We start from the raw sequence: 13,255 nt of genomic DNA on the forward strand, positions 1-13,255 counted from the left end.
AGCTTCGACCCCTGCCTCCCCTGCGGCGTCCACATGTACCTCGGCAACGGCAAAACCCTCACCACCACCCACACCCCCACCTACGGAGCCGAACATGCCTGACGCGGAGCAGGACGCCCGGTCCGGCCGGCTCGCGGACCCGGACGTCGAGGCGCGGCTCGCCCGGCTCGACGAACTCCTGGCGGGGCTCGAGTCCGCTCCGGGGCCGACCGTGCGGTCCGCCCTGGATGCGGTGCGGCTGCTGACCGAGGTCTACGGCGAGGCGCTGGGCCGCGTCCTCGACCGTGCGGACGGTGAACTGACGGCGCGTCTGGCCGAGGACGAGCTGGTGGGGCACCTGCTGGTCCTGCACGAGATCCACCCCGAGCCGGCCGAGCGCCGGGCGGCGCGCGCCGTCGAACGGCTGCGCCCGGCCGTACGGGAGCGCGGCGGCGACGTCGAGTGGATGGGCCTGGAGGAACAGGTGGCCCGGGTGCGGGTGACCACGGGCGGCGGCGGGTGCGGTTCCGGGTGCGGCGGCGCCACGGACGACGTGACCGGCGCCGTCCGTGCGGCCGTGCTCGCCGCCGCTCCGGAACTGGCGGCGGTGGAGGCGGTGCCCGGCGTGTCCGAGCGGCAGGCGGCTCCCGCGTTCGTCCCCCTGGAGACGCTCGCGCGCCGAGGTGCGCCACGGTCGCAGGAGCCACGGTGACCGGGGACGGAGCGCTGGCCCGCCTCATCCGCTCCTCGGCCGGCCGGGCCTCCGCGGCACCGGGCGAGGCGTGCGATCTGTGCGCCGCGCCGGTGCCCGAGGACCATCGCCACCTCTACGACACCGCCGAGGCCGAGGTGCGGTGCGCCTGCGGCCCCTGTTCGGTGCTCTTCGCCGAGGACGGGGCGGGCGGCGGGCACTACCGGCTCGTCCCCCGGCGCCGGGTGCGGCTTCCGCGCGTCGACACGGCCGCGCTGGGGGTGCCGGTCGGTCTGGTCTTCTTCGTGCCGTGCGCCGACGGCACGGTCACCGCCGAGGGGCCGAGCCCGGCGGGTGCCATGCGGTGGGAGGTGGACGCGGCGGTCTGGCGGCAGTTGACCACCCGGTTCCCCGAACTCGCCTCCATGGAGCCCGACGTGGAGGCGCTGCTCGTCAACACCGTCCAGGGCCTGGACCACCACTGGATCGTGCCCGTCGACGACTGCTTCCGGATGCTGGCCGTGGTCCGCCGTGAGTGGCGGGGCCTGTCCGGCGGGGGCCGGGTGTGGCCCGCCGTCGAGGAGTTCTTCGCGGAGCTGACCGAACAGAGCTGACCACACAGAACTGACCGAACGGAACTGGCCGATCGGAGCTGACCGACATGCACGAGTTGTCGATCGCGACCGCCATCGTGGAGCAGGCCGACGAGGCCGCACGGGCCGAGGGGACGGGCGCCGTGTCGGTGGTGACGGTACGGGTGGGCGAGCTGGCCGGGGTCGTACCCGACGCGCTGAGCTTCGCCTTCGAGGTCGCCCGGGAGGGCACCGCCCTGGCCGGGGCCCGGCTCGTCGTCGAGCAGGTGACCGCGCACGCCTACTGCGTCCCGTGCGACGCGGAGTTCCCGGTCGGCATGCCCCCGTTCTTCTGGTGCCCGCACTGCGATCGTCCGTCGCGGGACCTGCGCACCGGACGGGAGTTGGAGATCACCGCCATCGAACCCGCCCCGTCGCCCGCGCCTTGACGGGCCCGCCAGGCGGCCGAGAGGCCCTGCCGGTACGTCATGCACCGGCAGGGCCTCTCGACTCCAACAGTCAGCAGATGCGCGGCAGTTGCTCCCCCAGCGGCAGGTCGACGACCCGGGTGCCGCCGAGGGCGGTGGCGACGACCACCATGCCGGGATGGTCGGCGACGCACTCGCCGATGAGCACGGCTCCGCGGCCCTGCGGGTGGGCGCGCATCGCCTCCAGGACGGCCTCCGCCTCGGTGGGCGGCACGAAGGCGACGAGCCGGCCCTCGTTGGCGACGTACAGCGGGTCGAGGCCGAGGAATCCGCAGGCGTTCGCGACCGCCTCGGGGACGGGGATGGCTCGTTCGCGCAGCAGGACCCCGGTGCCGGAGGCGCGGGCGATCTCGTTGAGGGAGGCGCCGAGACCGCCCCGGGTGGGGTCGCGCAGCACGTGGATGTCCGGGGTGACGGCCAGCATGGCGGCCACCAGGTCCCCCAGGGGCGCCGTGTCGCTGGCGACCTCGACGCCGAACTCCAGGCCCTCCCGGACGCTCATGATCGCCACGCCGTGCAGGCCGATCGGGCCGCTGACGATGACGGCGTCGCCCGGCCGGGCCCGCTGCGGGCGGATGTCCACTCCCTCGGGGACGACACCGACCCCGGCGGTGGTCACGTACACGCCGTCGCCGTGTCCGGCCTCCACCACCTTGGTGTCGCCGGTGGCCACGGTGACGCCCGCGGCTTCGGCGGCCGCGCCCATGGCGCGCGCGATCCGGTCGACCACGGTCAGCTCCACGCCCTCCTCCAGCACGAAGGCAGCGGAGAGGTAGGCGGGCCGGGCGCCGCTCATCGCCAGGTCGTTGACGGTGCCGTTCACCGCCAGGTCGCCGAGGCTGCCACCCGGGAAGAACAGCGGCCTGACGACGTAGGAGTCGGTGGAGAACGCCAGACGGGTGCCGCCGAGGTGGAGCACGGCGGAGTCGCCCATGGCGGCGAGGACGGGGTTGCCGTAGGCCGGGGCGAAGACGTCCCGGATCAGTTCGGCGGACAGCGCGCCGCCTCCGCCGTGGCCCATCACCACGACCGGCTGGTCGCGCAGGGGGGCGGGGCAGGTCCAGTTCGCCGGGTCGACGGGGGCGTCGGCCGCCGCGGAAGCCAGTTCAGCCAACGGGGTTCATCTCCTCCTGCGGGATGCGGGAGCCCTGTGGCGCCGGAGCGCCCGGCGAGGCCTGTCCGGTCATCCGGCGGTACAGGTAGTAGGCGGCGCAGGCGCCCTCGCTGGAGACCATGGTGGCGCCGAGCGGGGTGCGCGGGGTGCAGGCGGTGCCGAACGCGGAGCACTCGGTGGGCTTGATCAGGCCCTGGAGGACCTCGCCCGCGCGGCACACGGCGGGTTCCTCGGTGCGGATGTCCGCGACGTCGAAGCGGTGCTCGGCGTCGTAGGCGCGGTAGGCGTCGGACAGCCGCCAGCCGCTTGCGGGGATGCGTCCGATGCCGCGCCAGGACCGGTCGGCCACCTCGAAGACCTCCTGGAGCATGCTCAGGGCGGCCGGATTGCCTGCCTCGCGCACGGCGCGCGGGTAGGCGTTTTCCACCCGGTGCTCGCCGCGCTCGAGTTGGTGCACGGCCCGGCGGATGCCTTCGAGGATGTCCAGCGGTTCGAACCCGGTCACCACGATCGGCACCCGGTGCCGCTCGGCCAGGTCCGGGTACTCGGCGGTGCCCATGACGCTGCACACGTGCCCGGCGGCGAGGAAGCCCTGCACCCGGCAGGCCGGGGCCGTCATGATCGCCTCGATGGCCGGCGGCACCCGGACGTGCGAGACCAGCAGGCTGAAGTTGTCCAGGCCCAGGCGGCGGGCCTGGTGCACGGCCATGGCGTTGGCGGGAGCGGTCGTCTCGAAGCCGATGGCGAAGAACACCACCTGCCGGTCCGGGCGCTGCCGGGCGAGCCGGAGGGCGTCCAGCGGCGAGTACACCACCCGTACGTCCCCGCCCTCGCCCTTGACCCGGAACAGGTCCCGGTCGGTGCCCGGCACCCGCAGCATGTCGCCGAACGAGCAGAAGGTCACGTCGGGGCGCGCGGCGATCGCCAGTGCCTTGTCGATGACTTCGAGGGGGGTCACGCACACCGGGCAGCCGGGGCCGTGGATCAGCTCGACCTCCTCGGGCAGCAGTTGGTCGATGCCGTGCCGGATGATCGAGTGGGTCTGGCCGCCGCAGACCTCCATCAGCGCCCACGGCCGGGTGACCGTGGCGCGGATCTCGTCCAGCAGCCGCCGGGCCAGACCGGGGTCGTTGAACTCGTCGATGTACTTCATCAGGCCTCACTCCCGCTCTTCTCGCGTTCCTCGGCCCCGGGGGCGTGCGGGGCCGGGTCGCCGGCCTGCTCGGCCGCCTGTACCCAGGCGTCACCGAACTCCTCTTCCAGCAGCCCCAGTTGCTCGAACAGCTCCAGAGACGCGCGGGCCGACTCCTCGTCCAGGCGCTGGAGGGCGAACCCGACGTGGACGATCACGTACTCCCCCACCCGCACATCGGGCAGGTATTCCAGACACGCCTGTTTCTGCACCCCACCGAAGTCGATCAGACCGGTGAGCGGGTCGGCGCGGTGGTCGATGGCCACGACTCTGCCGGGCACTGCCAAACACATGGGTCACTCCGTCTCGTCGCTGTCTGTCGTCCGCCGGCCCCGCGGCCCTCGCGCGGATCCCGGCCCGGTCGGCTCACATGGCGGCGGCCTCCGGACGCCGCCGCTGATGCCGCTCGTGTGCCGCGACCACGAGCTGTCCGAGGGCCAGTCCGCCGTCGTTCGGGGGAACTTCGCCGTGGCGCAGAACGGTGAAGCCGTCCGCGGTGAGCAGCGCGGCGCACTCGTCCTCCAGCAAGCCGTTGGCGAAGACACCACCGCTGAGGACGGCGGTGGTCAGGCCGGTGGCCGCGCGGGCGCGGTGGCAGATCTCCGCGACGGCCCGCGCGAGGCCCCGGTGGAAGCGGGCCGCGAGGACCGGTGGCGGGGTGCCGCGCCGCTGGTCGTCGAGGAGCGCCCGGAGCATGGGCGCCGGGTCGCAGCCGAGGGGGCCGGGTCCGTCGGTGATGGCGAAGGGGTACGCCGCGCCGTCGGCGTCCCGGGCCAGGGTCGCGGCCGCCTCCAGCTCCAGCGCGGCCTGCGCCTCGTACCCCGCGCGGTGGCACACGCCCGCGAGGGAGGACACGGCGTCGAAGAGCCGGCCCGTGCTGGAGGTCGGCACGCAGGCCAGGTCGCGCTCCAACTGCCGCCGGAGCAGCGACCGTTCGTCGGGTGTGCAGGCGGCGACGCTGGGCAGACGGGGGTCCCAGGGCAGTCCCGCGGCCCACAGCCGGGCCAGGGCGAGCCGGCAGGGGTTGGCCACGCCCGCGTCGCCGCCGGGCAGCGGGGCGGGGGTCAGCCGGGCGAAGCGGCGGTGGCCGGTGTAGTCGGCGAGCAGGAACTCGCCGCCCCAGACGGTGCCGTCGTCGCCGTATCCGGTGCCGTCGAAGGCGACGCCGATGACGGGCGTGGTGCCGTCGAGGCCGTGCTCCGCCATCGCCGAGGCGATGTGCGCGTGGTGGTGCTGGACCAGTACGGGCTCCGGCTCCAGGAGTTCGGTCGCGCGGCGGCGTGCCCAGCGGGCCGAGTGGTAGCCGGGGTGGCGGTCGGCGGCGACCAGGACGGGGGTCACCCCGGTCAGGCGCAGCAGGTGCCGTTCCGCCCGCCGGGCGGCCTCCTGGGTGGCGAGGTCCGCCATGTCGCCGATGTGCGGCCCGAACCAGGCTTGCTCGCCGTCGCCGACGCACGGGACGTTCTTCAGGTCGCCGCCCACGGCGAGCGCGGGACGCACCGCGAGCGGCAGGCGCAGCGGGCGGGGCGTGTAGCCGCGGGAGCGGCGCAGCACCTGTTCGGTGCCGTCGGGACGTACCCGCAGCAGGGAGTCGTCGCAGGGGGAGGCGATGGGCCGGTCGTGGGCGAGCCAGGCGTCGGCCAGCCCGGCGAGCCGGGTCAGCGCCTCCTCGTCGTCGGTGACGATCGGTTCGCCGGAGCGGTTGCCGCTGGTCATCACCAGCACGCGGGGGCCGGGGGGATCGCCGGGCAGCCCGAACAGCAGGGTGTGCACGGGGGTGTAGGGCAGCATCACGCCGACATGGGGGCTGCCGGGGCACACCTCGTCGGACAGGCGGAGCCCGTCCGGGCGTGCGCGCCGGCGCAGCAGGACGATGGGCCGCGTCGGGCCGCTGAGCGTGGCCCGTTCGCGGTCGGCCGGGTCGGCGATCCGCTCGACGGCGGCGAGGTCGGCGCACATCACGGCGAACGCCTTGCCGCCGCGTTCCTTGCGTGCCCTGAGGGTGGCAACGGCACGGGTGTCGGTGGCGTCGCAGGCCAGGTGGTAGCCGCCGACGCCCTTGACGGCGACGATCCGTCCGGCGGTGAGCAGGGCCCGGGCCGCCGCCAGGGCGTCCGTGTCCCGGGCCGGGCGGAGCCCGCTGTCCGCTGCGGGGACCAGGCGCAGTCGGGGGCCGCAGTCGGGGCAGGCCACGGGCTGGGCGTGGAAGCGCCGGTCCGCGGGGTCGGTGTACTCCCGGGCGCAGGCGGGGCACATCGGGAAGCCGGCCATGGTCGTGACCGCGCGGTCGTACGGCATGGCGGTGGCGATGGTGAAGCGGGGGCCGCAGTGGGTGCAGGTGATGAACGGGTGCCGGTGGCGGCGGTCGCCCGGATCGGCCAGTTCGCGCAGGCAGTCGGCGCAGGTCGCGGTGTCGGGCGGGAGTTGTGTGCGTCCCGGGGCGTGTTCGCTGGCGCGGATGGCGAACGGGCCGGTGGCACCGGTGGCGGGAAGGTCCTCCAGGCCGATGCCGGTGACGGCGGCCAGCGGGGGCGGTTGCCGGGCCAGCCGGTCGCAGAACCGGGTCACGTCGTCCGGTGGGCCCTCGATCTCGATCAGCACGCCGGCGGCGGTGTTGCTCACAAAGCCGGCCAGCGCCAGGTCGGCGGCGAGGCGATGCGCGAAGGGCCGAAAGCCCACGCCCTGCACGGTGCCGCGCACGGTGAGCCGACGGCGCACCGGGCCGGTGACGGGTGCGGTCATGAGGCGGGGGTGGTCGCCGGGTGCGGTTGCGTGTGGTGGTCGTGGGCCTGTTCCCCGTCGGCGGCGTGCTCGTGGACGTGGGGCCGCGGGGTGAGCGGCGGCCGGTGCAGCGGGGCGCCGTCGCGGGCGACCAGCACCCGGTCCAGGACGGTGTCGACGCCGTCGCCGGTGCGCGCGCAGGTCCGTACGATCTCGACCCCTGGGTTGACCCGCTGCACATGGGTGCGGAAGGCGGTCTCGTCGAAGCCGGCGGCCTCGGCCAGGTCGGTCTTGGTGACCACGATCAGGTGGGCGGAGCCGAACGCGGTGGGGTACTTCAGCGGCTTGTCCTCGCCCTCGGTCACCGCCATCAGCACGATCCGCAGGGTCTCGCCGAGGTCGTACGACGCGGGGCAGACGAGGTTGCCGACGTTCTCCACGAACAGCACCGCCGTGCCCTCGGGCAGCCAGCCCTCCAGCCGGGTGCGGACCTGGCGGGCCTCCAGGTGGCAGAGTCCGTCGGTGAGCACCTGCTGCACCGGGGCGCCGGAGCGGGCCAGCCGGCGGGCGTCGTTCTCGGTCGCCAGGTCCGCGGTCAGCGCGGCCACCGGGACGTCCCGTTCGACGGCGCGGGCCAGCACCCGGCCGAGGAGTTCGGTCTTGCCGCTGCCGGGGCTGGACAGCAGGTTGACGACGGCCACGCCCTGCCGGGCCAGGTCGCCGCGCAGGGTGGCGGCGAGGTCGTCGTTCTTGGCGAGGACGGCCTGCTTGACGTCGACGGACCGGCACATGGCGCTGCTCCTCGGGGTCGGCTCGGGGGCGGGGAGGATGGGTGGAGGGTTGCGGGGCCCCTCACCGATCTTCGGCCGTTTCGGTGGCGAGGTGCGGGAGCGCAGCCGTGTGCCCGGGGGCGGATTCCTCCGTGCGGACCAACGGCGGGGTGGCCGCGGGGTCGGCGAGCAGCACCGGGACCATGGCATGCAGGGCCTCGACGGCCGGGGCGACGGCCTTGCGCACCGGGTCGCTGAGCCCGGCCATGATGTCCTCGTCGCCGCGTGGCCGCACCTTGGGCTCGCAGGCGAGTACGAGGACGCGCGGGAGCGGACCGTCGCCCAGGTGCGCGGCCAGGGCGAGAACCTTGGCCGGGTCCATGCCGTGGGCCTCCGGCGGGGCCGCGGCGCCGGCCTCCGCGTCGGGGGGTCCCGCCTCGATCAAGGACAGGGTGCCGGGCCGGTGGCCACGCGGCGCCGCGTCGACCAGGACGGCCGTGTCGTAGTCGTCCAGCAGTTCGTAGGCGAGGTCCAGGCCGCGGATGCCGAAGTCCCGCACCCGGACTCCGGCCGGCAGCGGGCGGGAGCCGAGGGCCTGGATCACCTCGGGGCCGAAGGCGTCGTCGGCGAGGAAGATGTTGCCGACGCCGGCGACCAGGAGCCGGGTGCCGGGCGGCGGCGTCATCGGGTGCCTCCGGTGGCCGGGGCGCCGGCCGCGGACAGGGGGCGGGCGCAGGCGCCGGGGAGCTTGCGGACGAACGCCGAGCGCAGCGCGTGGTAGGGGGCGGCGGGGTCGAAGAAGATGTCGCGCATCCGGGCGAGTTCGGCGCGCCGGTGGTCCGCGAGCGGCCGTAGCGCCTCGTCGCGTGCGCGGACCGCCGCCTTGGCGTCGATCCGCCGGCCGAGGTCGGGTGCGTCCGCGAGCCCGGCCGCCATGCGGTCGACCTCGGCGGTGAACTCCCCCGCGGGAACGGACACGAGACGGTCCACCAGGCCGAGGCCGTGCGCGGTGGCGGCGCTCACCGGCAGAGCCTCGGTGGTCAGCCGCTCGGCCGTCCCGGTTCCGGTCCGGCGCGGCAGGGTGTACGTCCAGAACTCCGAGCCGTACAGGCCCATCCTGCGGTAGTGCGGGTTGAGTACGGCGCCGGTGCGGCACCACACCTCGTCGGCGGCGAGGGCGAGCATGACGCCGCCCGCGGCGGCGTTGCCGCCGAGCGCGGCGACGACCAGCCGGTCGGTGGTGTGCAGCACCGCCTCGACCAGGTCGTCCATGGCGTTGAGGTTGGCCCACGACTCGGCGGCCGGGTCGTCGGACGCCTCGATGACGTTCAGGTGGATGCCGTTGGAGAAGAAGTCGCGGGCGCCGCCGAGGACGAGTACCGGGGTGGAGCGGGTGAGGGCGTGGCGGTAGGCGGCGAGCAGCCTGCGGCAGTGGCCGCTGCTCATCGCGCCGCCGGGGAAGGAGAAGGCGACGAAGCCGACGTCGCCGCGCTGCCGGTAGCGGATGTCGGTCCAGGTGCGCCGCCCCGCGGGCAGTTCGAGCGGTACGGCCGCCTCCGGGAGAACGGTCGGGCCGAGGACCGAGGCGGCCGGGCGTTTGAAGGGGGCCGGGTCGCCGGAGTTCTTGCGCGGCCTGAGTTCCGGGATCCACACGGCGCCGTCCCGGGTGGCGCGGCACACCGCTCCCGCCCGTGTGGCGAGCAGTTCTCCGGGGCGGCCGCGCAGTTGGTCCTCCGGGTGGCCGCCGTGCAGGAACAGTTCACGGCCGAGGAGTTCGTCGAGGACTCCGGGCTGCGAGTCGGCGCCTCTCAGCTTGTTCAGCACGGTCGCGGTGCTGTCGTTCTCCCAGTCGACGCGGCGCCGCTCCTGGCGCAGGAAGCCGCGCCAGACGACGCGGGTGGCGGGGTCGCTCTGCGGCAGCGGTTTGAAGGAGCCCTCGGCGTAGCGCCGTACGGCCAGCAGTACGGCGGCCACGGCGGCGTCGGAGACCTCGTTGCGGTACAGGTCGCTCTTGCCGACCGGCGCCGTCGGGAACGGCATGGCCGCCCAGATGTCGCCGGCGTCCATCGCCGCCTCGGCCTGAAGGACCGTCACGCCCCAGTCGGGCGCCTGGTCGGCGATCGCCCAGTCCAGCGCGGAGGGGCCTCGGTCGCCCGGTGGGCCGGGGTGCACGATGAGGCAGGTGTGCTCCCGCCACACGTCCTCGGGCAGCGCGGTCTTGAGCATCGGCGCGATGACGAGTTCCGGGTTCGTCTCGGCGACGGCGGCGCGGACGGCGTCGGAGCCCGGTGTGGCGAGTACGACGTCGACGTGGTGGCCGTGGTCCGCCAGTTCGGCGTAGACGCGCTGCGACAGGCTGTTGAAGGCGCTGACGACGAGCAGAATGTCCATGACGCGGCATGCTGTCCGGTTCGCGAGGCTCCGGGAAGGACCCCGGCGGGGCGTTCGTCCGTCTGCTTCAGACCGCGTCCGCCGTCCGCGTCAGGCCTCCTCCTCCATCCGGATCGCGTTGCACGGACCCTCGAAGGCGAAGCCACCGACTCGCCGGCCGTCAGCAACTCGACGGACAGGTACCCGGCGCGTCGCTTCGCTACTTTCTGATCACATAATGTAACAGTCTGCATATGATCTGTCAGCAGAATATCGACAGGGCCCCCGGCCGGCTCCCTCGCCGTCGCGCGCTGCGCGGAACCCTGCTGGTCGCGGCGACCACCGCGGCACTGGCCGGCGGACCCCAGGCGACGGCACTCCCGGCCGTCGGTCTCAGTCCGGACTGGGACACCATCGCCGCGTGTGAGTCCAGCGGCAACTGGAGGGCGAACACCGGCAACGGATACTACGGCGGACTCCAGTTCCGCCAGTCCAGCTGGATCGCCGCGGGAGGGCTGAAGTACGCGCGCCGAGCGGACCTGGCCTCGCGCAGGCAGCAGATCAGGGTGGCCGGGCGACTGGCCGTCCTCCAGGGGATGTCGGCGTGGGGCTGCTCCTGACATCGCTTCGGTCACCCAAGTTCCGCTCTCTGATGGCCAGTTGAGTCGGCAGGTGGTCAGCAGAGCACGGCGAGCGCGCCCGGCAGCACGCGGGCCGTGACGGGCAGGACCGCCTCGACCTCGCCGTCGGCCCCGTAGGGCACCTCGCGGTCGGCGGCGAACCGGATCCGTCTGCCCCGCAGGATCCGCACCTCGGGGCGCTCCACGTGCGCGCCCGACTTCAGCTCGTTCATCAGCGCGAAGAAGAGCCGGCGCGGTGCCTCGCGGATCATCACCACGTCGAGCAGGCCGTCGTCGACGCGGGCGCCGGGCGCGATCATGCGACCGGAGCCGTAGTAGGCGGAGTTGGCGGCCACCACGGTGTAGCCGCGGTGGGTGTGCTCCTCGCCGTCGACGGTGACGTGGTAGGTCGCCGCCCGCCAGGTGGCCACGGCGCGCAGCCCGCCCGCGTAGTAGGAGGCGGCGCCGCGCAGCAGCCGGGAGTTGTTCGCGTGCCGGTTGGCGAGCGCGTCGACGCCCGCGTACACGCTGCCGAGGACGACGGTGCGCGGGCGCGCGGCCGACTCCACCTCGATGGTGTCGACGCGGCGCGGGGTGCCGTGGAGCAGGATCCGGGCCAACTGCGCCGGTTCGGCGGGAAGTTCCAGCGCGCGGGCGAAGTCGTTGCCGCGGCCCGCCGGGACCAGGCCCAGGAGGGTGCCGGTGCCGCTGAGGGCTCCGCCGACGCCGCCCGCGATGCCGTCGCCGCCCACGGCGAGCACGACGCGGTCGCGCTCCCCGGCCAGGAGGGCGAGTTCCTGGGCGTGGGCGAGACTGCGGCTGTACTCCGTCTCCACTCCGGCGCCGGCCTCCCGGAGCAGCCTGGCCACCCGCAGCAGCGCCGCGGCCCCGGCGGATCCGCCCGCGGTGGGGTTGACGATGGCGGTGAACTGTCGCATCGGTGGGGCCTCCGGGACGAAAAGGGGGCGGTCGCGGGTGGTGCCGGGCCGGGGTCGATCGAGGGGCAGCCGGGGTCAGTCGAAGGGCAGCAGAACGCCCGGGTTCAGCAGGCCGTCGGGGTCCAGTCTGCGCTTGACGGCCCGCAGGGCCTCGATGGCGAGCGGTCCGGCCTCCCGGACGTACCCGTCGCGGTGGTCGGTGCCCACGCCGTGATGGTGGCTGATGGTGCCGCCCGCGGCGAGGATGGCCTCGTTCGCGGCCCGCTTGGCGGGCGCCCAGTGCGCCACCGGGTCGTCGCCCTGGGCGCTGACCACGGTGAAGTACAGCGAGGCGCCGTTCTCGTAGACGTGCGAGATGTGGCACATCACCAGGGGCGGGGTGCCCGACTCGGTGAGCGTGGCGGTCAGCGCCGCGCGGACGGAGGCGTACAGCCCGGGGATACGGGACCAGAAGGCGGCGGTCTCCAGCGTCTCGGCGAACGCGCCCGCGTCCAGCAGGGAGTCGCGCAGGTAGGGCGCCGAGTAGCGGCCGTGGGCCCAGCGCTCCCCCGGCTCCTCGCCCAGGTAGGTGCCGCCGCACTCGCTCAGCACGGCCGCGGCCCGCCGCCTGCGGTGGGCGGTGTGCTCCGCGGTGCCCTCGTAGCCCGCGATCGCCTGGCAGCCCGCACCCTGCCGGACGTCCAGGGCTCCGATGGCGTCGGGCTGGGCGAGGCCGATCAGGGTCTCGGTCTCGTCGGACAGGCGCAGCACGGTCGGGCGCGGCCCGTCCTGGGCGAGCCGGCGCAGGGCGGTGGCGCCCTCCTCGAAGGAGGCGAAGCGCCAGCCCTCGTGGACGCGGGTCTGCGGGAGGGGGCGCAGGCGCACGGTCACCGAGGTGATGACACCGAACGCGCCCTCGGAGCCGAGGACGAGCTGGCGCAGGTCGGGTCCGGCCGCCGAGCGCGGGGCGCGGCCCGCCTCGACGGCGCCCTCGGGGGTGGCGAGGGTGAGGCCGAGCACCATGTCGTCGAAGCGGCCGTAGCCGGCCGAGGCCTGCCCGCTGGAGCGCGCGGCGGCGAACCCGCCGAGGGTGGCCCACTCGTAGGACTGGGGGAAGTGGCCGAGAGTGAAGCCGTGTTCGGCCAGCAGTGCCTCCGCGTCCGGGGCGCGCAGGCCCGTTTGCAGGGTGGCGGTGCGGGAGACCGGGTCCAGGGCGAGCAGCCGGTTCATACGGCGCAGATCCAGGGCGACGAAGGGGCGGCGGCGCTCGGGGGCGAGACCGCCGACGACGGAGGTGCCGCCGCCGAACGGGACCAGGGCCAGGCCGTGGGCGGCGCAGGCGCGCAGCACGGCGAGTACGTCGTCGTGGTCCGCGGGGAGCACCACGGCCGCCGGGACGTCCGTGACGTCGCCGTCTCTGATGCGCAGCAGGTCCGGGGTGGACTTGCCGCGGGTGTGGCGGATCCGGGACTCGGCGTCGGTGCGGACGTGCGCCTCGTCGCCCACGGCCTCGCCCAGGGCGCGGAGCGCGTCCACGGTCAGCGGTGAGGCGGGGACGCGGATCTCCTCCAGGGCGACCGGTCCGGTCTCGCGGGGCTTGACGCCGAGCAGGTCGCGCAGGAGTCCGGTCACCGGCTCGGGCAGCGGTGTGGCCCTGGCCGGGTCGCCCCAGCCGCTCCACAGCATGTCCATGGGGTGTTCCTCACCGGTCGTGTCGAAGGAGGGGTTGCCTTGTTCCGAGTGCTGTGTTCTGAGTGCCGTGTTCTGGGCGGCTGTTCTGAGTGCCGTGTTCCGTGGTGCGTCGCGACGCGACCGCAGTGC

Annotated in this window: 13 protein-coding genes; 4 read left to right on the forward strand and 9 right to left on the reverse strand. The window is 74.5% G+C overall.

Annotated elements, in window-relative coordinates:
• The first annotated feature begins 94 nt into the window (after window positions 1–94).
• Genes ACIQFZ_RS33820 through hypA form a run of 3 tightly spaced genes read left to right on the forward strand, consistent with a single transcriptional unit; the run spans window position 95 to window position 1,691 of the window.
• A complete protein-coding gene (locus tag ACIQFZ_RS33820) occupies window positions 95–691 on the forward strand; it encodes a NifU family protein (protein WP_365419306.1) in 597 nt (198 codons plus the stop codon).
• Window positions 688–1,284, forward strand: a complete 597-nt coding sequence (locus tag ACIQFZ_RS33825) for a DUF5947 family protein (RefSeq protein ID WP_402693016.1) — start codon at window positions 688–690, stop codon at window positions 1,282–1,284. The genes ACIQFZ_RS33820 and ACIQFZ_RS33825 overlap by 4 nt, the downstream gene beginning before the upstream one ends.
• Before the next feature lie 47 nt (window positions 1,285–1,331).
• A complete protein-coding gene (gene hypA / locus ACIQFZ_RS33830) occupies window positions 1,332–1,691 on the forward strand; it encodes a hydrogenase maturation nickel metallochaperone HypA (protein WP_365419312.1) in 360 nt (119 codons plus the stop codon).
• 70 nt (window positions 1,692–1,761) lie between these two features.
• Here the strand turns inward: hypA and hypE are convergent, their stop codons facing one another.
• From hypE to ACIQFZ_RS33865, 7 genes are all read right to left on the reverse strand, one after another.
• Entirely contained in the window at window positions 1,762–2,751 is a 990-nt protein-coding gene (gene hypE / locus ACIQFZ_RS33835) for a hydrogenase expression/formation protein HypE (RefSeq protein ID WP_376652876.1), read from the reverse strand.
• An 85-nt stretch (window positions 2,752–2,836) separates the two neighbouring features.
• Complete coding sequence (gene hypD, locus ACIQFZ_RS33840; protein WP_402693017.1) at window positions 2,837–3,997, reverse strand: hydrogenase formation protein HypD; 1,161 nt, start codon at window positions 3,995–3,997, stop codon at window positions 2,837–2,839.
• On the reverse strand, window positions 3,997–4,329 hold the full coding sequence (locus ACIQFZ_RS33845) for a HypC/HybG/HupF family hydrogenase formation chaperone (RefSeq protein ID WP_365419317.1): 333 nt from the start codon (window positions 4,327–4,329) through the stop codon (window positions 3,997–3,999). Before ACIQFZ_RS33845 ends, hypD begins: the two co-directional genes overlap by 1 nt.
• A gap of 73 nt (window positions 4,330–4,402) precedes the next feature.
• On the reverse strand, window positions 4,403–6,778 hold the full coding sequence (hypF, locus tag ACIQFZ_RS33850) for a carbamoyltransferase HypF (RefSeq protein WP_365419319.1): 2,376 nt from the start codon (window positions 6,776–6,778) through the stop codon (window positions 4,403–4,405).
• Window positions 6,775–7,548: a hydrogenase nickel incorporation protein HypB gene (hypB, locus tag ACIQFZ_RS33855; protein ID WP_365419322.1), complete on the reverse strand. Its 774-nt coding sequence runs from the start codon at window positions 7,546–7,548 to the stop codon at window positions 6,775–6,777. Before hypB ends, hypF begins: the two co-directional genes overlap by 4 nt.
• Before the next feature lie 61 nt (window positions 7,549–7,609).
• Entirely contained in the window at window positions 7,610–8,212 is a 603-nt protein-coding gene (locus tag ACIQFZ_RS33860; RefSeq protein ID WP_383058700.1) for a hydrogenase maturation protease, read from the reverse strand.
• A complete protein-coding gene (locus ACIQFZ_RS33865) occupies window positions 8,209–9,918 on the reverse strand; it encodes an enoyl-CoA hydratase-related protein (RefSeq protein WP_402693018.1) in 1,710 nt (569 codons plus the stop codon). Before ACIQFZ_RS33865 ends, ACIQFZ_RS33860 begins: the two co-directional genes overlap by 4 nt.
• Before the next feature lie 233 nt (window positions 9,919–10,151).
• Here ACIQFZ_RS33865 and ACIQFZ_RS33870 point away from each other — a divergent pair, with 233 nt between their 5' ends.
• A complete protein-coding gene (locus ACIQFZ_RS33870) occupies window positions 10,152–10,517 on the forward strand; it encodes a transglycosylase family protein (protein ID WP_383058698.1) in 366 nt (121 codons plus the stop codon).
• Between the two features lie 56 nt (window positions 10,518–10,573).
• Here the strand turns inward: ACIQFZ_RS33870 and ACIQFZ_RS33875 are convergent, their stop codons facing one another.
• Window positions 10,574–11,455, reverse strand: a complete 882-nt coding sequence (locus ACIQFZ_RS33875; protein WP_383058697.1) for a YegS/Rv2252/BmrU family lipid kinase — start codon at window positions 11,453–11,455, stop codon at window positions 10,574–10,576.
• 75 nt (window positions 11,456–11,530) lie between these two features.
• Window positions 11,531–13,126 (reverse strand): FAD-binding oxidoreductase, encoded by a 1,596-nt coding sequence (locus ACIQFZ_RS33880; protein ID WP_376652865.1) that lies wholly within the window; start codon window positions 13,124–13,126, stop codon window positions 11,531–11,533.
• Window positions 13,127–13,255 lie beyond the last annotated feature (129 nt).

Origin of the sequence: Streptomyces sp. NPDC093064 (assembly GCF_044754605.1) — a bacterium.
Classification (GTDB): domain Bacteria; phylum Actinomycetota; class Actinomycetes; order Streptomycetales; family Streptomycetaceae; genus Streptomyces.